The organism is Microbacterium sp. CFBP9023, from assembly GCF_034045055.1.
Taxonomy (GTDB): domain Bacteria; phylum Actinomycetota; class Actinomycetes; order Actinomycetales; family Microbacteriaceae; genus Microbacterium.
In genome coordinates, this window is record NZ_JAXCWI010000002.1 from 315,331 (window position 1) to 329,879 (window position 14,549).

The following is a 14,549-nucleotide window of genomic DNA, read 5'->3' on the forward strand; positions in this document are numbered from 1 at the left end:
TGGCACGGCACACTACTTCGGGGGTGCCCGATGACTCTCTACCGGGATGATTTCGCATCGTGGGCGGAATATGTCGCGGGTGAACTTGCGCGCTTCTATGACCACACGGGCGGCATTACGTATCTGTTTCAGAACACGCCGCGCGCGAACGCGTATCTTGCACGGGCGGCGTCGCGAGGGTTCACGACTGAGCAGGCCGCTTTCTACGGTGCTCCGCAGATGGTTCGCGGCATCGTCACCGCCGAATTTCGGCAATGGTGGATTGAGCATTGGGGCACAGAACGTGTGACGTTCTCAGAGTGGCGGGAGCGTGCCGCCGAAGCGCGCGAGCAAGTCGCGTGGGAGGAATCCGCAGAACGTTCGCTCGACCAGCTCGACATGTTGCGTCGCCTCACGGCAGAGCGTGACGCGCTCATTCTCGACGCGGCATCCAAGGGTGCCACCAAGGTTGCTATCGCGCGATCCGTCGGGCTGTCACGGCAGCAAGTGCACACGATCATTGCGAACGCGACGGTGCCCGATGTCGCACCGTTCGCTGAGTGGGAGCAGGACGCGCCCGCTGTCGTCGAGATTGCGCCGGAAGCGGCATGGGGAGAGGTTTTCTGATGGGGACGTACCGGGTGATGACGAGCACGGTTTCGTTCGGGCGGACGGTGTTCCACCGTCTCGACACGGTCGTCGCGGATGATGTTGCGTCGGCTGAGCGGATCGCGGCGCGCTTGCATCCGGTGATTGCCGGGTATCGCACGCCATGGGTGCAGGAACTTGCACCGATCGTCTGAGAGGTTCGCGCGTCCGCGTAGGCGGCGTCCGGTGTCATGGCCGGGACGCGCACAGTTGCACGTTGCAGCGTCCGGCAGACAGCCGGGATGAGTCGAAGGGAAATTGCGCTATGGCCGGATCGATTGCACCTATTGCGCCGTTCGAGGGGCTCTTGCAACCTCCGGCGGCGACGCCGGCGTATGAGTCGAAGTTGCATCCCCTCGGAGGCATCCGGTGGCCGCACGGCGGCCGGCGTGAGCACCTCGAGGGGGAAGTTGCGATGTTCGACGTCACAGATCCGGGCGCATTGCAGGACTGGTGACACAAAAGATGCCCCGGCTCGACCTCCGATGGAGGGTGAAACAGAGCCGGGGCTTGGAATCCACCCGAAGGGAAGGAACCGTGGCTGAGTCTACAGCGCATGGGACAATTGCAGGCATGACGATCGACTACATGGGGCCTGCCGAAGTTGCGGCTTACTTGCGTCGTGAGCACGGCGCGGAGATCGAGGGCTCGACGATCCGGCAGTACGCAGTCAAGGGCCGGATGCCGAAGCCGGATGTGCGGATCGGGCCGAACGCGGGGTGGTCGGAAGCGACGATCGCAGAGTGGTGGGCGAACCGTCCCGGCCGTGGCGCGCGAACGGATCTTGCATCATCCGAGGGCTGATGTTGCGTCTACGGGAGCAGGCCGGGGTGCCGGCGCTTCTTTGCAGCTTTGCGGCGTGCGGCCGCGGCCTGCCCGCCTTCTGACGAGCTCTTCACCTTGTGGTGGTACTCGCAGAGAGATTGCAGGTTCTCGTAGGAGTGATCCCACGAGCGCGACTGATCCTTGTGGTCGCACTGGTTCGCGTATTGCAGGCATTTGCGTTCGGTGTCGACACGGATGTGCTGGCATCGGTGGCCGTCGCGGGCGAGCACGTACTTGCAGCGCTGCGCCCAGTCCGCGGGAAGTTGCGACTTGCGGTTGCTCGAGGACCACGCCATCGGTCAACCCTTGTTGCGGCGTGCGGCGCGGGCGTCAATGCTGTCGAGCAGCTCGCACTCGTCGGCCGCGAGCTTCGTGTCCCAGACCGTGCCGCAGTCACCGCATGGGTGCTCGGCCGACGTCATTGCAGGGTGGAAGGTCGCGGCGAGCTTGTCGTTTGCGCCCATGGCTATTGCGCCCTCCTGGCGTGCGTGGGGAGCGTCGGGCGCCAGATTGCATAGGCGAGGATGCTCAGGGTGATACCGATTGCGACGCGGAGCGCGATTCTCATGCGCCCTCCGGGCATATTGCGCGACTATGCGCGATGCGGCTATTTCGAAGGGAAGTTGCGAGGGGGGTGCGGGTCCGGCTCGGGGTGCCTTGGCGGGTGTGGTTACCGCGCACCCGAAGTTGTCGAAAGGCCCGCACCTCCCAGTCTGGAAGGTCTGTGTGTGCCCGCCGCAGCCGAACTGGCTCGGGCGTGTTCTGTTATGCGCCCCATGGGTGCGCGCGCCGCTCTCTATGCGGCATCCTCAACCACGCTCGCCGGGACTTGCGTCGACCAACTCTGTGGGAGGTGTGCGTGCTCCGAAAAGCACGAAACCCTCTCGGCCTGGGGGACCGGAGAGGGCGGGGGTACGAGTGTTTCGACCCTCTATGAGAGTATCAGACTTTTCGGAAGTATCAGCGACGATGCCAGCGCGTCGGGTGCTGATCTGTCGAAGGAATGTCCCCGAGTCGGACGGCCATTGCGGGTCGGCCCTGGCCGGTCTGGATCGGATACTCGAAGGTCGTGATCTCGTCCTTGCTGATCCAGTCGAGGATCGTGCGGGCTGAGACGCCGAACAGCTTCGGGAGGTCGCTGATCCGCACCGCGGCCTCTTGCAGCTCGTCGGAGCGGACGTAGTCGTCCTGACGGTCAGGCGTCATTGTCCAGGAACTTCCCGTCGTCCTCGTAGATCTCCTTGCACGTGGGGCAGATGGGGTACTTCTCCGGGTCGGAGGATGGCACCCACGTCTTCCCGCAGATTGCGCGCGCCGGCACGCCGTTGATCTGCGCCTCGAGGATTTTCTCCTTGCGCACGTAGTGGCTGAACTTGTCGTGCTCGCCGTCGTCCGTGACGGGGGTGGTGGTGGTGTCCTGCTGCTCGAGCGTGTCGGTGCTCATTCGGTGCCTTCCTGTGTTGTGGTGAGGTCGTCGGTCCAGAGCGGCGTATCGGTGGGGCGCGCGGCGATCTCGTGCGGCCAGTCGTCCGGTCGCTCTTCCAACTTGAACAGCAACCCGAATGCGCCGCGCTCTTCGTCGGGCCGGTAGCTGTATACCGGGTAGTTGTCCTCGAAGTGGCTCAGTTCCCGTCGCCACCACACCGGCTCTCCGAGCGCGTCGGTGAGCCGGTAGTAGTTCTCGTGGTCGTAGAACTCGTTGCACATCGCGCGGATGTCGGCTTCGGCCGTCGCTCGCGCGTCGCGTTGATCGGTGGTGCCGAACACGACGATGCCCGTCAACTCGTCCTCGTTGCCGAGGGTCTGCGTGCGGATGTGCCGAGGCCGATAGACGCTACCGTTCGGACGCGTGATCTTTTCAGGCATGGTTCTGCTCTCCTTCGGTTCGGGCTGCCGCCATGGCGACTTCGGTCTTCCGCACGGCGCGTGCGAGAGCGACGACGATCGTCGTCGGCATTGGGATCGGGTCACGGCGGCGCGGCTTGCGCACGACGCGGAGGCTCGGGCCGTGCGGGACGAGCAATCCCCAACCGTCGGGGAGGTCGTCGCGGACGATGTCCTTCGAGGACGCGACGAGCCAGAAGTAGTGGCAGTAGCGCGCCCACGCCTCAGCTTTCTCAGGATCGCGGAGCTCGGTGAGCCAGTCTGATCGAGAGACCTTCACCTCGAATCCATGGATGGACTGACGGGCACCCCATTCGCGGCGCTCGCGCTCTGCCTCGGTGATCTCGGCGGGTGGCGTCGACCACGTGTCGAGGACGATGGCATCGGCGATGCGGTCGCCGACGTACGTGCCGGGCTTCGTGGGAACATGCTCGGCAACGACGAATTGCCTGCCCACGTAGTCCCCGTTCTTGAACGTGCGCCCATACCGAACGCGGAGGCGATCGAGCATCGTTCGCTCGGTCTCGCGCGGCTTCGCCGGCAGGATCGGGGCGGGCGGTAGCTCGAGGCCTGGAAGCTCAGTCATGCGGCTTCTCTCCTTCGGGGATGCGCCGGAACGGCACGATGGGTGTGATGGTGACGTCGCCCGGAGTGCCGGCCACCTCTACTTCGGGGCTGTACTCGCGGTGACCGTCGGCGAAGTCGAGGATCATCGCCTGGCGCCAGGGAGGTTGAGGGATCGGGTGCAGACGGGCAGTGATCGCGTTGATCGCATCGACGGCGCGTTGCATCCTCTCGGCGTCTTCGATCGCCTGCTCGAGCTTTGCGACCTGCGCGTCGGTCATGGTGTCGTTGACGTAGGCGCGGCTCTTGCCGTCGCTGAACATCGAGCTCGGCATGATGAGCGCTTCGGCGATGCGCACGTTGGGCGTCCGGATGACTCGGCCCGGCGGATCTGGGATCACGATCTCTGTCCTTCGGTTCGCGCGAGGGCGTCACGCATGAGCTGCACGGCGCGTTCTCGCCCGTGGGGGTTGTAGGACTCGTACTGGCCGTGCGGGATGCTGCAGAGCGACGCGTCGGCGTCGTAGAGCAGCTTGACGATGCGTTCCGCTCGGTCGGGCGGTTTCGGCGCGGTCGCCCGCGTGCGAGCGCCCGCAAGGATCTCTTCCGGAGTCAGCGGTTTCGGCGGCGGCATGAGCACGTCGCGTGCCCGTGCGCCTTCGGCGGCGCTGACCACTCCCCTCCGCTCGAGCGCGTCCATCACACGCCCGGCTTCAGCGAGGCCGATCCGCATCTTCCGTTGCAGCATCGAGGTCGATCCGAACTGCGAGCTGCGCACGAGCTCTTCTGCCTCGTTCACGCGGTCGTCGAATGTGGTCATCGTCTCTCTCGTCCTTGTCTGTCGAGTGCGATCGCCGAGCCGCCCCATGAGACGGGGCGGTCGTCGATGAGGGACTGGCAGTTCGGGCACCGCCATGCGGTGCAGTCGAGGTATCGGTGCCAGTCGGTGAGTAGTCCGGTGTCGTGGATGTGGTTGCATCGCGTGCACTGGTACGGGTAGGTCATGCCTGTGACGTCGCCGACGACCGGGTTCCTGTCGACGACGGCGACCCGCACGCCGAGGCATAGGTGCCACCTCGAGGACGTTTCGTCGGTCTCCCACGAGTGCCGGCCGTGGATGCGGCCGTCCGTGCAGGGCTTCACGTCAGCCATCGCCCTCGTCCTCCGCTCGATCTGCGGCGCACGGCTCGCAGTCGCAGTCCTCGTCGCTCGAGTTATGGAGCCAGGTCATCTCGGCGACGGAGACGCGCGGGTATCCGTAGACGTCCATCGAGATCTCGACGAAGTGCTCGCCGTTGGCCCACGTTGCCCACATCATGTGGCCGCGGCCGGGCCTCGACTCGTCGTCCCAGCGCACACGCCAGTAGTGGTCGGCGAGGTCGGTCGGGATGGTCGAGTCGACGTAGCGTTGCGCTTCCGCGACCGCCTCAGGCCATGCCGCCTTCTGGCGTTCGGTCATCTCAGGCATCGGTCGCCCCTTCCTGCTTCACCGGCACCATCCGGACCTCGCCGGCGCTGCATGACTTCGGGAACCGGCAGCACGCCGGATCGTGCCCGAACGTGTAGCAGCCCGGCCATGCCTTCACGCACTCGGGTTCACGCTCGTCGACCAGCATCATCGGCGCCGGTTTCTCGGCTCCGACACCAGATCGAAGAGCACGGACTGCTCTGCGGACGTCCAGCACGGAGTCCGTGTCACCGTCGACTCCTGTGTCTGTCCGCCACCAGGCATTCAGAGCGGTCGCCGCGGCCTCTTCCGCGTCTTTCAGCGCTATCGCTCGCACCTCGGCATCGTGAGCGACCAGCCAGCGAGAGAACGCCGCATCTGCTTCCTCCATCGACATGAACGAACCGTCAGCCTGCGCGCGCTTCGTGGCCGCGTTGCAGAAGTCGATGCAGATCCTCGCTTCAGTCGGCGTGTACTCGCTCATCCTCTGTCCTCGACTTTCATCCGATATCCCTGCCGCGTCTTGCGGCGGGCGGCTGCCCTCGCGGCGAACCGCCACCGGCACTTGCGGATGACGGTCCACCCGCCGCCTGCGCTCTTCTCACACACCCACCAGCGGTAGTGCGGCTCCCAGGCGTTGTTGCTCATCGCACACCCCCAGCAGCACGCAAAGCGGCGCGAGCGGGCTCTCGATACCTCGCCTCACCGATCGGCGCATTATCGTTCAGCCACTCACTCAATGCGTGCGCCGCGGCCTGCACTTCAGCCTCCGACGGTTCGCCCTGCGGGTCCGTCACCGCTTCGAGGGCGGCGTCGATCTGGCGCATGAAGTACGCCGCCTGGCTGTCGCTCGCGTAACGCGTCCGAAGCGCCTCGGAGACGGCGCTCATCGTGTCGGCGACATGGCGCAACCGCTCTAGCTCGGCGTACGCGATGTCGGCGAGGTCGATCGCCGCCGCCACCAGGCCAGACGAGTCCTCGGGCCTTCCTCGGCGGGCGTAGTCGATCGCCCACTTCAGCAGGTGGCGGACGCCGTGCTTGGCGTCGTGCTCGGGCGTGTACCCCTTCGCGATCGCCTTCTCACGCGCTGCGTTGACGCGCGCTGCCCATTCCTCGGCGCTCGGCTCCGGTACCTCGGAACGACGGACGTATTGGGCGAGAATCGCATCACGCGTCTCGGGCCACCATCCGTCGTGTTCGCGAACTATCTGATCGAGAGTCTCCCGCTCGTCGTCGGTCGGGGTGTGCGCCTTCTCGGTCACGGCCAGTCGAGCGGCTTCGACGACGGCGTATGCTGCCTGAGGTTTGTCAGGCATCACGCTCTCGGTCGCATCGAACGCTGCGATGGCCTCGATCAGCTTCTCGTTGTGGTCAGTCATCGGTCTCTCCTTCGGGGTTGGCGATCGCCAACAGGACGTCGGCATGGCAGGGCTGGTCGAGCGGGCACCAGCACGCGAGGTCTTTCCCCCCGAGCTCGCGGATGATGTCCGCGAGGTTGGGCGTGCTCGGGCTATGGAAGGCGACCTGGCCGTCCTTCCCGATCAGGCTGAGCCGGTACAGCTCGACGGCCTCGCGGCGATCGCGAGGCGTCACCGTTCCTCGAAGCGGCGGCATCCATCGGGAGGACGGGAACAGCACGACGTCGCGTTCCTGGCCGACAGCGAACGGGTTGCCCCATCGGGACGGTCGTGCGACGACGACCGCCCCTTCGGGCTTCCGGTATCCGCGCCGGCGGGAGAGCTGGACACGCTCAGGCATCGCTTTTCTCCTTCTTGGCCGCTTTCTCACGGCGCTTCATCTCGGCTTCGATGTGCTCGAATGCGGGCGCGTACTGCTTCGCCCATGCGTCCCAGCCGAGGTGGTAGCCGCATTTGGGGGTGCCGCAGACGACGCGGAGTTGGTCGCCGAACTTCTCGGGTGCGGAGCGCCACAGGTGCGCCGCGTTGCACGACGGGCAGCGCACATACGGGATCGGCCGGAACTGCGCCTCGGAGTCCGGCCACCGCTTCAGCGCGACGTCCATCCGCTTCAACATGACGACCGCCTGAGTGGCACCCTCGAGGGTGGACACCCAGTGGTCGACGTCGATGACGACGGCCTCGTGCGCGAGGACGATGGCCTCGTCGATCGTCGCCGTCGACCGGATCTGCCGGGCACCGAGAGCGACCATGAGCTCGTCGGCCGCGATCCACGGGTCGGGCATGAGGATCGACTTCTCCATGGAGGTGTCGACCCGCTCCCCGATCGCCTGCGACGGCTTCTCGATCGACCGGAGGTGAGCGATGAGCCACGCGAGCCGGCCGAGCGCGTCGACCACTCTCCGGTGGCACACACTGCAGAGGTAGCCGTGCGTCGCGGAGCGGGGCACGCACCCGCGGCACCGGTCGTTGTCGCACGACGCGAAGTGCTGATCGCGTCGGCGGCATGGGAAGGGGCGATCCGCTCGGTGGATCGCCCCCATGGCCTCGGTGTGGTTGGTGATGCAGGTGGACTGGTCGTCAGGCATCCGTGGCCCTCCTTCGGAATGTCATCGACACCGTCTTCCTGAACGCGTGCCCGAAGCCGTTCACAACGTCTTCCTTCTCGGCTTCCATGAACTCGGCGTCGGCCGGCAGCTCACCGAGAGCCGCGATCAGCGATGCGGGGTCAGCCGCCGACTCGACGGTGAGGATCTCGTGGCGCGTGACGGTCACCGAGTGACCTCGTGCCCTGTGGTCAGCGCGCGGTGCGTCATCCGGAACTCCTGCTCGCGAGCCTCCGTGTGTGCCGCGTTGAACTCGGCGAAGAAGAGTGCGATCGAGGCAGTCGCTTCTTCAAGCACTCGACCGAACTCGATGATCGCTTCGGCCATGCCCGTCTGGAACGCATCGAAGTCGATCGCCGAGATGATCGCGAACATCTCGCGTTGCTCGCGGCGGCGCTTGCGGATGGCGCGGCCCGCGTATCGCTTCTGGCGATTCACAGTGCCACCTCGCCGTCCTCGTGGATGCCGAACCGGTCGGCCTCTGCCTGCTCGTGCTCGGACAGGTCTGTGGCGGGGGTGGCGCGCATGGGGACGGTTTCCTCTCGGATGGTGAACGGGGCGACGGGGCGGAACCTGAAGCCGACGATTCGAGGCGGCGGTGGCCTGAACCACGGATCGAAGAGAGCCGCGGGAGTAGTGGGGAGCTGCGGCTCTTGGTAGAACATCTCGGCAAGGTCGGACTTCGGGATGTTGACGACCGTGCGTTCCGATCCCTGGTCGACGATGATCGTGATGCCCGCGAACTCGCTGGTCACTGGTCGACCTTCTCAGTCGAGATGGTGACCTCGGCGGGCTGGATCTCGTCGCCTGGCTTGAACTCGATCTCGACGTACGGCATCGCTTCGTCGAAGAATCCGGCGGGCACGGTGATCTTCGCCTTCACGATGACCGTGCCGGGTTCAACCTGCGCATCCTGGCTCTTCGCGACCTTCGACACGACGAGATCGCGTGCGTAGCGGCCCGGGTTGAGGTGCAGGTAGACGACCTGTGAGCGGGGGAATCCTTTGAGGGTCATGACTTTCCTTTCAGCGTCCGGGTGAGTCCGGTGGTGTGGTTGGCGGGGAGCTGAATGATGGGCTCTCCGCGGATGATGGATGCGGCGATCGCGACCCATGCGGCGTCGGCCTCGTTGTTGTTCCGGACGTCCGCTTCGGGGAGGCGCTTCGCCGTGGCGAGCAGCACCTCGTCCTTCCCGGCGTTGCCCTTCCCTGTGGCGAGCTTCTTGAGGCTCGAGGGGGCGAACACCCACGGCGGCTCGTGATGGTCGCGGAGCGCCTTCACGGTCAGCCACCAGCCGCCGAACATCCGGTCGACGGCCGCGCCCTTCGCGCCGAGCGACGGGCCTTCGATCGCCCAGACGTCGCCGGCGGCAGGATCGGCCCAGCTCGTGATCTTCGCCGCGATGTGCTCGACCCGGTCGAGGTAGCCCCCGATCGTGCCGTCGTCGGGCTTCGTGGGGATCGTGAGGCGATCCCACTCCCCGTCCCTGTAGGTCGCAACGCCACACGCGGTGAGCGACCAATCGACTCCGATGAATCCGGTCATGGTGATGTCCTTTCGGGCAGGTCGAGGGCGCGGTGGTCGATGCCGTCGTGGCGTCCCCAGCCCTCCGGTCTCGGCCCACCGATGTGTCGCCAGAGGTTGTTGAAGGCGGGGAATGATCGCCCGCATGAGCACCGGTAGCTGTGCGCGACGATGCACGCGTACTGCCACGGCGCCCACGATCGCCACCAATACGGCTGGCTGAAGTCCGGCAGCCCGGCATGACTCAGTGATGTTCCGGAGCGACCGCACAGGACGCACTCGACGCGTCCTGTGCGCAGCCGGACGAACCGGTCGTAGTCGACGATGGTGGGGTCGTCGCGGATCGCGTGCTGGATGTCGATGATGAGCTCGCGGCTCATGCTGCGAGCCCGTAGTGGATGTGCGGCACGCCGGGGCGCTCGAGCATGATGCGGAGCGCGGCTGCGGCCTGCAAGGTGACAACGCCGTTCCCGCACGCTTTGAGCTGCTCGGCTCGCTTCAGACCGATCACAGCGGCGGTCACCCAGCCGAGCTGCCAGCCCATCATCCATTCGGTGAGCTCGGGATTGAGTCGGGGCTTCCCGTTCTTCCCGTCGTGCCTCACGGGGACTGGTGCTGGACGGCCGACGACTTCCTCCCAACGGGCGATCGCCGCTGCGTACGGACCCCAGTCGGCGAGGTGCGTGATGGTGCCGCTGAGTGTCGCACCGCCCGAGCCGTATGCCTGGTTCGGGCCACCCTTCTCTCCTTCGGATGCGGTCGGCGTGGGTAGTAGGTTCCCGCTCGCTTCGGCCGCGATGCCTCCAAGAAGCAGCTCGCCCTTTCGCCCGCCCGAACGTGATGTCTGTCCGCCTTCTGCCAGCGCGACTGTCGGGGTCGGGAGCAGCGTGACTGCGGTGCGAAGGTCGATGCCCCCGTCTCCGTGGATGCCTGGGCCGTTCATGTCGGTCGTGCGCGGCGTCGGTAGCAGCGACGGGTGGCGGGGGTTGCCGATCTTTCCGAGCTGTGTCCTGACGACCGCATCGGTGAGGGTGACGTCGACCGGCGAGCTCCCTCCGGACGATTCTGAGTCCATTGCTGTAGTCGTCGGAAGCAACCGGATCTCGCTCCCGAGGTCGCGTGCGTGCCCGTTCGCGCTCAGCGGGTCAGTGACCGGTGTCGGGAGCAGCGACTTCGCGCCGCCACGCGAGGATGAAGACGCGGAACCGGCCATGAGGTGCGCCGACGTCGGATGCTGATACACCCGCCCATTCCGCATCGAACCCGAGATCGGCCAGTCCCCTGAGAACGATGGCGATTGCTCGCTGAACAAGTCGACGCTCGCGTTTGAATCGAGCCACTGCCCACTCTCGCTGTCGAGCCATGCGAACGGCTGCGAACTTCCATCGGCGCGCATATGCGGACCGCCCTTCCTTTCGGTGCGCCGGGTTGCCGGCGGCGAACGCCTCGGCCATCTCGGCGAGGCGGGTGATGCGCAGCATGTCTGCGTGCGCTTCGATGAGCTCGTCGTGCCACGGCTCGCCCTCAGCGGAGAGCAGACCGCGCACGTTCTCGATGACCACCCAGTCGGGTCGGTCTTCCTCAAGGGATCTCAGAAACTCCGACCAGAGGCCGGAGCGTGTGCCGTTCGCCATGCCGCGCCGTCGTCCGGCGAGGGACACGTCCTGGCAGGGGAACCCCCCGGCGCGGATGTGCGTGTGCGGCACGGCTCCGAAGTCGACCTTCGTGACGTCGCCGTAGTTGGGCACGTTCGGGTAGCGGTGCGCGAGCACCCGTGAGGGTGCGGCGTCGACCTCGCAGAACCACTCCGACTCGGACCCGAAGACCTCGTCGACCGCCATGCCGAGCCCGTGGACACCAGCGAACAGCTCCCCCGACTTCAATACCGCGCTCACGCGCTCGCTTCTTCCCAGCCGAACAGAGACGTCTGCAGCGGCTTTCGGATGCGCTGCATGATGAGCGGGAGGTGATCGGCTTCGAGTTCGATGAGGGTGCAGTCCATGCCCTCGAGTAGCGCGGCCTCGGCCGTGGTGCCGGAGCCAGCGAAGAGATCGAGGACGTGGCCTCCGCGGCGGGTGACGAGCCGGACGAGCCAACGCATCAGCTCGAGCGGCTTCACCGTTGCGTGTGCGACGCCGTCGACCGTCGGGCGCTCCGAGCCGGGTGCTTTCGCTTCGTAGCGGAACGTCGGGAAGTAGCGCGACGCTCCCCCGCTGTCGCCGTACGAAACCATCTCCGTGCCCTCTGCGCGCGATTCCTTGCCGAGCGCCGCGCCGCGGTTGCCGTCGCGTGCCGCGCTCGAGGCGCGCTTCACTGCTCCGGTGCCGCTGGTCAGCGTGCCGGTCTGCGCGTCGAGCGCGGTGGCCTGCGACTCTTCGAGTAGCACGTTCGAGGGAAATCGGCCGAGTGATTCTGCCTTCGCGATGTTCTCGCGCACTCGCTCGGCGTGCGCGTCGACAGCATCGGCGTCCGACATCCACGGCCGCGACCATCCGTCGGACTTCGTGGCGAGCCCGGAGCCCGTCGCAGCGCCACCGCCGAGCTTGTCGGACGTGGCGACGCGTGTGGCGTCGATGTTCAGTGCGCCGGTTCCGTACGCGAGCACGTTCGCAGCGACTGTCCCAGCGATCGGCTTCCGTGCGACGATGATCGGCTCAAATGCGGGCTTGAGCGCTGTCCCCCATCCCTGCCATTTCTTCGCGTCATCGGTGACGGGCTCGCCCGCCTCGGCGGCGAGCTTGCTCCCCTTCTCCGTGGAGAACCCAGCCGGTCCGCTCGCGTAGCGCTCGTTGCGGAGAGGTGAGACGCGATCGCGCACCGGGGCGCCGGGATCGCGGCGTGCGCCTGCGTTCTTGTCGATCTGCTTCGATACGTCGAGCGACTTCGGGAAGCCGGAGCCGTAGAGCCATGCGATCGAGTCGCGGATCTCGAATCCGGCGTCCTCGATCGCGGTGGCGATTCGGTGCCAGGTGCGGGTGCCACCGAACGACAGGAGGTAGCCGCCGGGCTTGAGCACGCGGAAGCACTCGCGCCACACCTCGACGTCGTAGGCGATGCCGGACGAGTCCCACCCCTTGCCCATGAAGCCGAGCTCGTAGGGCGGGTCGGTGACGATCGAGTCGAACGATGCGTCGGCGAACGTTGGCAGGATGTCACGGTTCGAGCCGTGGAACAGGCGCAGACCGCCGTCCTCGTAGTGCAGGGTCATCGTGCTCCTAAGACGACGAAACCCCCGCGGTGGCGGGGGTTCGGTTGGCTTTCAGCCCGAGTCGGTGTCGGACTCCGTAGATGGACTTTCGGTGGACCGGTCGTTGCCGTTCCTTGTTGAGCGCTGCGGCGATCGCCCGGTCGCTGAGCCCGGCCGCGTGGAGCTTGCGGACGGCTTCTGGGTCGATGCCTCGGTGCGCGGGGAGCTTCAGCGAGTCACGGATGTTCGTCACCTGGCGTCGGCGGATTCCGAGCTCGTCAGCGATCTCCGTGTCGAACTTTCCCTCGGCGTGGAGGGCGCGTAGACGCTCTTCGTACTGTGAGGGTTCCCGCACGCGCGGCGCACGCACCTTCGGCGCGCTCTGTATCGGCTTCACAGGCCGCGTCGGGGTCTCGGGCCGCGTCGCTTTGGCTTTCGCCGCTTCGATGGCCTCCGTGGGAGTCAGGCCGGCGTCGATCGCCCGGCGGAATGCGAAGTCACCTTGGTACAGGTAGTGCACCTCACGGCACGAGACCGGCGCGGGGCAGTGGACAGTGCGGCATCCGAGCCGCAACCCCTCGGTGGTGCCGTGGGGGTGGTTCGGATCGGACAGAATGTCGGCGCTCATGCGCGGCCTCTCTCTTTCTGCAGTCGCTTGTAGATGGTCGAGCTGGAACAGCGGAATCGAACCGCTAGCTGCGGAACGCTCCACTTTGCCGCCCGGAGTCGCTTGATCTCGGCCCACTCGGCGTCGGTGAGCTGGATGTAGCCAGACCGCTTCGGGGCGGCGACGTATCCGGCGACCGGGGCGATCGGCTTCGGCTCCAGCCCTGCGGCGATCAAGTCGCGGAGACGCATTCCCTTGTCTGCCGCGACTCGCTCGAGACGGTTGAAGGTCTCGGGGGTGAGATTGATGGTCACGGGGATCATCGGCGCTGCCTCTCAATGGAAAAGGCCACTACCCGTTCTGCTGGGTCAGTGGCCTGTGGATAACTCTTCGCTCCGGAGAGCGCCTTTTCGTTAGAAAAGGTAGGTGTAGGTGTAGATGTAGCTGTAGATGTAGTAGCGCCGGTCGTAGGCGCGACCAGCGTTTGGGCTAAACGTTGGTCGTAGCGTCGGGCGTAGCGCTCATTCCGTGGAATGGCAGGAACCCTGGGAAGTCCCACGTGAGCTCCGTCTTCGTCTCGCGCACCGCGACCGCCGGTTGCTTCAGCACCGTCATCACCTGCGGCTTCTCCCATGCCGGGAGATCCGTGTTGAGCTTCTTGTACCGCTGCAGCTCATGCACCACCACCGCCCGGATCTTGTTCGAAGCGATCGCCCCGTACGCCTTCGCCATCGACACGGCGAGACGCGGCTGCTTCATCAGCCCGTCATGCCGCACCCATGAGCGCACGAGCACCTCGTCGGTCGACTGATCGAAGACGCAGAACCACTTGTCGGAGAGTTCCTGCGCCGCGATCATCACGTCGCCCGACGTCATCTCACGCGACATCGCCGCCAACCGGCCTGGATGGAACTCGACGCACCCGCAGTAGTCGAGCTTCGGATGCGAGACGAGCTTGAAGTAGAGGCCCTGCGCGGCCGGTGTCAGATCGCGGAAGTCGGCATCCGACCAGATGTCGATGTTGATGTTCGCGCGATCACGTGCCATGGCTCTCCCTCCGGGCGAGCTCGGCCTCGAGTTCGGCGACGCGCGCCTCGGCTGCAGCGACCTTGTCGGCTGGCGTCAGCCCGTCGACTCGCTGCATCGTGAAGACGAACTCCGGTTCTTCGCCGCCGTCCACCGCGAGCTTGGTCTCGACGTAGTTGACGCCGCCGACGGTCGTGAACCACTGGCGGGCGACCTCGGCGACGTAGAGCACTGTGGCCTGCGTGTCTTCGATCGTCAGCGACAGCCTGCCGTCGCGCAGCTTCGCGTATCTGAGGCGCATCGCGTCGTTGGATGCGGATGGGAGTGCGCCGCG

General features: G+C 66.1%; 31 protein-coding genes. 3 read left to right on the top strand and 28 right to left on the bottom strand.

The window, feature by feature from the left end:
* The first annotated feature begins 30 nt into the window (after positions 1-30).
* The 3 genes from SOM10_RS11890 to SOM10_RS11900 all read left to right on the top strand — a co-directional run bounded on the left by SOM10_RS11890 (position 31) and on the right by SOM10_RS11900 (position 1,431).
* Positions 31-606 carry a hypothetical protein gene (locus SOM10_RS11890; RefSeq protein WP_320490135.1) on the top strand — a complete coding sequence of 192 codons (576 nt, stop codon included), beginning with the start codon at positions 31-33 and terminating at the stop codon, positions 604-606.
* Entirely contained in the window at positions 606-782 is a 177-nt protein-coding gene (locus SOM10_RS11895; protein WP_320490136.1) for a hypothetical protein, read from the top strand. Before SOM10_RS11890 ends, SOM10_RS11895 begins: the two co-directional genes overlap by 1 nt.
* 418 nt (positions 783-1,200) lie before the next feature.
* The gene (locus tag SOM10_RS11900) at positions 1,201-1,431 is read left to right on the top strand and encodes a hypothetical protein (RefSeq protein ID WP_320490138.1); all 231 of its coding nucleotides are present in this window, start codon (positions 1,201-1,203) and stop codon (positions 1,429-1,431) included.
* An 8-nt stretch (positions 1,432-1,439) separates the two neighbouring features.
* Here the strand turns inward: SOM10_RS11900 and SOM10_RS11905 are convergent, their stop codons facing one another.
* The 28 genes from SOM10_RS11905 to SOM10_RS12040 form a co-directional block, all read right to left on the bottom strand.
* Entirely contained in the window at positions 1,440-1,748 is a 309-nt protein-coding gene (locus tag SOM10_RS11905) for a hypothetical protein (protein ID WP_320490140.1), read from the bottom strand.
* A gap of 3 nt (positions 1,749-1,751) precedes the next feature.
* Positions 1,752-1,916, bottom strand: coding sequence for a hypothetical protein (locus SOM10_RS11910; RefSeq protein ID WP_320490141.1), 165 nt, complete (start codon positions 1,914-1,916; stop codon positions 1,752-1,754).
* 496 nt (positions 1,917-2,412) lie between these two features.
* A complete protein-coding gene (locus tag SOM10_RS11915; RefSeq protein WP_320490142.1) occupies positions 2,413-2,658 on the bottom strand; it encodes a hypothetical protein in 246 nt (81 codons plus the stop codon).
* A complete protein-coding gene (locus tag SOM10_RS11920; RefSeq protein ID WP_320490144.1) occupies positions 2,648-2,896 on the bottom strand; it encodes a DUF3039 domain-containing protein in 249 nt (82 codons plus the stop codon). Before SOM10_RS11920 ends, SOM10_RS11915 begins: the two co-directional genes overlap by 11 nt.
* Positions 2,893-3,318 carry a hypothetical protein gene (locus SOM10_RS11925; RefSeq protein ID WP_320490146.1) on the bottom strand — a complete coding sequence of 142 codons (426 nt, stop codon included), beginning with the start codon at positions 3,316-3,318 and terminating at the stop codon, positions 2,893-2,895. Before SOM10_RS11925 ends, SOM10_RS11920 begins: the two co-directional genes overlap by 4 nt.
* Positions 3,311-3,922 (bottom strand): hypothetical protein, encoded by a 612-nt coding sequence (locus SOM10_RS11930; RefSeq protein ID WP_320490147.1) that lies wholly within the window; start codon positions 3,920-3,922, stop codon positions 3,311-3,313. The genes SOM10_RS11925 and SOM10_RS11930 overlap by 8 nt, the downstream gene beginning before the upstream one ends.
* Complete coding sequence (locus SOM10_RS11935; protein ID WP_320490149.1) at positions 3,915-4,301, bottom strand: hypothetical protein; 387 nt, start codon at positions 4,299-4,301, stop codon at positions 3,915-3,917. The genes SOM10_RS11930 and SOM10_RS11935 overlap by 8 nt, the downstream gene beginning before the upstream one ends.
* Positions 4,298-4,720, bottom strand: a complete 423-nt coding sequence (locus tag SOM10_RS17940; RefSeq protein ID WP_414683579.1) for a DNA translocase FtsK — start codon at positions 4,718-4,720, stop codon at positions 4,298-4,300. The genes SOM10_RS11935 and SOM10_RS17940 overlap by 4 nt, the downstream gene beginning before the upstream one ends.
* The gene (locus SOM10_RS11945) at positions 4,717-5,052 is read right to left on the bottom strand and encodes a hypothetical protein (protein ID WP_320490151.1); all 336 of its coding nucleotides are present in this window, start codon (positions 5,050-5,052) and stop codon (positions 4,717-4,719) included. Before SOM10_RS11945 ends, SOM10_RS17940 begins: the two co-directional genes overlap by 4 nt.
* Positions 5,045-5,368: a hypothetical protein gene (locus tag SOM10_RS11950; RefSeq protein ID WP_320490153.1), complete on the bottom strand. Its 324-nt coding sequence runs from the start codon at positions 5,366-5,368 to the stop codon at positions 5,045-5,047. Before SOM10_RS11950 ends, SOM10_RS11945 begins: the two co-directional genes overlap by 8 nt.
* On the bottom strand, positions 5,361-5,831 hold the full coding sequence (locus SOM10_RS11955; RefSeq protein WP_320490154.1) for a hypothetical protein: 471 nt from the start codon (positions 5,829-5,831) through the stop codon (positions 5,361-5,363). The genes SOM10_RS11950 and SOM10_RS11955 overlap by 8 nt, the downstream gene beginning before the upstream one ends.
* Positions 5,828-5,995, bottom strand: a complete 168-nt coding sequence (locus SOM10_RS11960; protein WP_320490155.1) for a hypothetical protein — start codon at positions 5,993-5,995, stop codon at positions 5,828-5,830. Before SOM10_RS11960 ends, SOM10_RS11955 begins: the two co-directional genes overlap by 4 nt.
* Positions 5,992-6,726 carry a hypothetical protein gene (locus tag SOM10_RS11965; RefSeq protein WP_320490157.1) on the bottom strand — a complete coding sequence of 245 codons (735 nt, stop codon included), beginning with the start codon at positions 6,724-6,726 and terminating at the stop codon, positions 5,992-5,994. The genes SOM10_RS11960 and SOM10_RS11965 overlap by 4 nt, the downstream gene beginning before the upstream one ends.
* Positions 6,719-7,105: a DUF4326 domain-containing protein gene (locus tag SOM10_RS11970; protein WP_320490159.1), complete on the bottom strand. Its 387-nt coding sequence runs from the start codon at positions 7,103-7,105 to the stop codon at positions 6,719-6,721. The genes SOM10_RS11965 and SOM10_RS11970 overlap by 8 nt, the downstream gene beginning before the upstream one ends.
* Entirely contained in the window at positions 7,098-7,853 is a 756-nt protein-coding gene (locus SOM10_RS11975) for a hypothetical protein (protein ID WP_320490161.1), read from the bottom strand. Before SOM10_RS11975 ends, SOM10_RS11970 begins: the two co-directional genes overlap by 8 nt.
* Positions 7,846-8,040 (bottom strand): hypothetical protein, encoded by a 195-nt coding sequence (locus SOM10_RS11980; protein WP_320490163.1) that lies wholly within the window; start codon positions 8,038-8,040, stop codon positions 7,846-7,848. The genes SOM10_RS11975 and SOM10_RS11980 overlap by 8 nt, the downstream gene beginning before the upstream one ends.
* Positions 8,037-8,309, bottom strand: coding sequence for a hypothetical protein (locus SOM10_RS11985; protein ID WP_320490165.1), 273 nt, complete (start codon positions 8,307-8,309; stop codon positions 8,037-8,039). The genes SOM10_RS11980 and SOM10_RS11985 overlap by 4 nt, the downstream gene beginning before the upstream one ends.
* Positions 8,306-8,626 (bottom strand): hypothetical protein, encoded by a 321-nt coding sequence (locus SOM10_RS11990; RefSeq protein ID WP_320490167.1) that lies wholly within the window; start codon positions 8,624-8,626, stop codon positions 8,306-8,308. Before SOM10_RS11990 ends, SOM10_RS11985 begins: the two co-directional genes overlap by 4 nt.
* Positions 8,623-8,886 (bottom strand): hypothetical protein, encoded by a 264-nt coding sequence (locus tag SOM10_RS11995; protein WP_320490168.1) that lies wholly within the window; start codon positions 8,884-8,886, stop codon positions 8,623-8,625. Before SOM10_RS11995 ends, SOM10_RS11990 begins: the two co-directional genes overlap by 4 nt.
* On the bottom strand, positions 8,883-9,416 hold the full coding sequence (locus tag SOM10_RS12000; RefSeq protein ID WP_320490170.1) for a hypothetical protein: 534 nt from the start codon (positions 9,414-9,416) through the stop codon (positions 8,883-8,885). Before SOM10_RS12000 ends, SOM10_RS11995 begins: the two co-directional genes overlap by 4 nt.
* Positions 9,413-9,775 (bottom strand): hypothetical protein, encoded by a 363-nt coding sequence (locus tag SOM10_RS12005; protein ID WP_320490171.1) that lies wholly within the window; start codon positions 9,773-9,775, stop codon positions 9,413-9,415. The genes SOM10_RS12000 and SOM10_RS12005 overlap by 4 nt, the downstream gene beginning before the upstream one ends.
* A complete protein-coding gene (locus tag SOM10_RS12010; protein ID WP_320490172.1) occupies positions 9,772-10,470 on the bottom strand; it encodes a hypothetical protein in 699 nt (232 codons plus the stop codon). Before SOM10_RS12010 ends, SOM10_RS12005 begins: the two co-directional genes overlap by 4 nt.
* A gap of 70 nt (positions 10,471-10,540) precedes the next feature.
* The gene (locus SOM10_RS12015; RefSeq protein ID WP_320490173.1) at positions 10,541-11,290 is read right to left on the bottom strand and encodes a DNA cytosine methyltransferase; all 750 of its coding nucleotides are present in this window, start codon (positions 11,288-11,290) and stop codon (positions 10,541-10,543) included.
* Entirely contained in the window at positions 11,287-12,603 is a 1,317-nt protein-coding gene (locus SOM10_RS12020) for a DNA-methyltransferase (RefSeq protein ID WP_320490174.1), read from the bottom strand. Before SOM10_RS12020 ends, SOM10_RS12015 begins: the two co-directional genes overlap by 4 nt.
* Before the next feature lie 7 nt (positions 12,604-12,610).
* Complete coding sequence (locus SOM10_RS12025; RefSeq protein WP_320490175.1) at positions 12,611-13,210, bottom strand: hypothetical protein; 600 nt, start codon at positions 13,208-13,210, stop codon at positions 12,611-12,613.
* Positions 13,207-13,512 (bottom strand): helix-turn-helix domain-containing protein, encoded by a 306-nt coding sequence (locus tag SOM10_RS12030; protein WP_320490176.1) that lies wholly within the window; start codon positions 13,510-13,512, stop codon positions 13,207-13,209. Before SOM10_RS12030 ends, SOM10_RS12025 begins: the two co-directional genes overlap by 4 nt.
* A gap of 166 nt (positions 13,513-13,678) precedes the next feature.
* Positions 13,679-14,236 (bottom strand): hypothetical protein, encoded by a 558-nt coding sequence (locus tag SOM10_RS12035; protein ID WP_320490177.1) that lies wholly within the window; start codon positions 14,234-14,236, stop codon positions 13,679-13,681.
* The gene (locus SOM10_RS12040; RefSeq protein WP_320490178.1) at positions 14,226-14,516 is read right to left on the bottom strand and encodes a hypothetical protein; all 291 of its coding nucleotides are present in this window, start codon (positions 14,514-14,516) and stop codon (positions 14,226-14,228) included. Before SOM10_RS12040 ends, SOM10_RS12035 begins: the two co-directional genes overlap by 11 nt.
* Positions 14,517-14,549 lie beyond the last annotated feature (33 nt).

Coding starts and splice junctions, on each gene's coding strand:
- SOM10_RS11890 (WP_320490135.1), top strand. CDS start 31: ATGACTCTCTACCGGGATGATTTCGCATCGTGGGCGGAATATGTCGCG.
- SOM10_RS11895 (WP_320490136.1), top strand. CDS start 606: ATGGGGACGTACCGGGTGATGACGAGCACGGTTTCGTTCGGGCGGACG.
- SOM10_RS11900 (WP_320490138.1), top strand. CDS start 1,201: ATGACGATCGACTACATGGGGCCTGCCGAAGTTGCGGCTTACTTGCGT.
- SOM10_RS11905 (WP_320490140.1), bottom strand. CDS start 1,748: ATGGCGTGGTCCTCGAGCAACCGCAAGTCGCAACTTCCCGCGGACTGG.
- SOM10_RS11910 (WP_320490141.1), bottom strand. CDS start 1,916: ATGGGCGCAAACGACAAGCTCGCCGCGACCTTCCACCCTGCAATGACG.
- SOM10_RS11915 (WP_320490142.1), bottom strand. CDS start 2,658: ATGACGCCTGACCGTCAGGACGACTACGTCCGCTCCGACGAGCTGCAA.
- SOM10_RS11920 (WP_320490144.1), bottom strand. CDS start 2,896: ATGAGCACCGACACGCTCGAGCAGCAGGACACCACCACCACCCCCGTC.
- SOM10_RS11925 (WP_320490146.1), bottom strand. CDS start 3,318: ATGCCTGAAAAGATCACGCGTCCGAACGGTAGCGTCTATCGGCCTCGG.
- SOM10_RS11930 (WP_320490147.1), bottom strand. CDS start 3,922: ATGACTGAGCTTCCAGGCCTCGAGCTACCGCCCGCCCCGATCCTGCCG.
- SOM10_RS17940 (WP_414683579.1), bottom strand. CDS start 4,720: ATGACCACATTCGACGACCGCGTGAACGAGGCAGAAGAGCTCGTGCGC.
- SOM10_RS11945 (WP_320490151.1), bottom strand. CDS start 5,052: ATGGCTGACGTGAAGCCCTGCACGGACGGCCGCATCCACGGCCGGCAC.
- SOM10_RS11950 (WP_320490153.1), bottom strand. CDS start 5,368: ATGCCTGAGATGACCGAACGCCAGAAGGCGGCATGGCCTGAGGCGGTC.
- SOM10_RS11955 (WP_320490154.1), bottom strand. CDS start 5,831: ATGAGCGAGTACACGCCGACTGAAGCGAGGATCTGCATCGACTTCTGC.
- SOM10_RS11960 (WP_320490155.1), bottom strand. CDS start 5,995: ATGAGCAACAACGCCTGGGAGCCGCACTACCGCTGGTGGGTGTGTGAG.
- SOM10_RS11965 (WP_320490157.1), bottom strand. CDS start 6,726: ATGACTGACCACAACGAGAAGCTGATCGAGGCCATCGCAGCGTTCGAT.
- SOM10_RS11970 (WP_320490159.1), bottom strand. CDS start 7,105: ATGCCTGAGCGTGTCCAGCTCTCCCGCCGGCGCGGATACCGGAAGCCC.
- SOM10_RS11975 (WP_320490161.1), bottom strand. CDS start 7,853: ATGCCTGACGACCAGTCCACCTGCATCACCAACCACACCGAGGCCATG.
- SOM10_RS11995 (WP_320490168.1), bottom strand. CDS start 8,886: ATGACCCTCAAAGGATTCCCCCGCTCACAGGTCGTCTACCTGCACCTC.
- SOM10_RS12000 (WP_320490170.1), bottom strand. CDS start 9,416: ATGACCGGATTCATCGGAGTCGATTGGTCGCTCACCGCGTGTGGCGTT.
- SOM10_RS12005 (WP_320490171.1), bottom strand. CDS start 9,775: ATGAGCCGCGAGCTCATCATCGACATCCAGCACGCGATCCGCGACGAC.
- SOM10_RS12010 (WP_320490172.1), bottom strand. CDS start 10,470: ATGGACTCAGAATCGTCCGGAGGGAGCTCGCCGGTCGACGTCACCCTC.
- SOM10_RS12020 (WP_320490174.1), bottom strand. CDS start 12,603: ATGACCCTGCACTACGAGGACGGCGGTCTGCGCCTGTTCCACGGCTCG.
- SOM10_RS12025 (WP_320490175.1), bottom strand. CDS start 13,210: ATGAGCGCCGACATTCTGTCCGATCCGAACCACCCCCACGGCACCACC.
- SOM10_RS12030 (WP_320490176.1), bottom strand. CDS start 13,512: ATGATCCCCGTGACCATCAATCTCACCCCCGAGACCTTCAACCGTCTC.
- SOM10_RS12035 (WP_320490177.1), bottom strand. CDS start 14,236: ATGGCACGTGATCGCGCGAACATCAACATCGACATCTGGTCGGATGCC.
- SOM10_RS12040 (WP_320490178.1), bottom strand. CDS start 14,516: ATGCGCCTCAGATACGCGAAGCTGCGCGACGGCAGGCTGTCGCTGACG.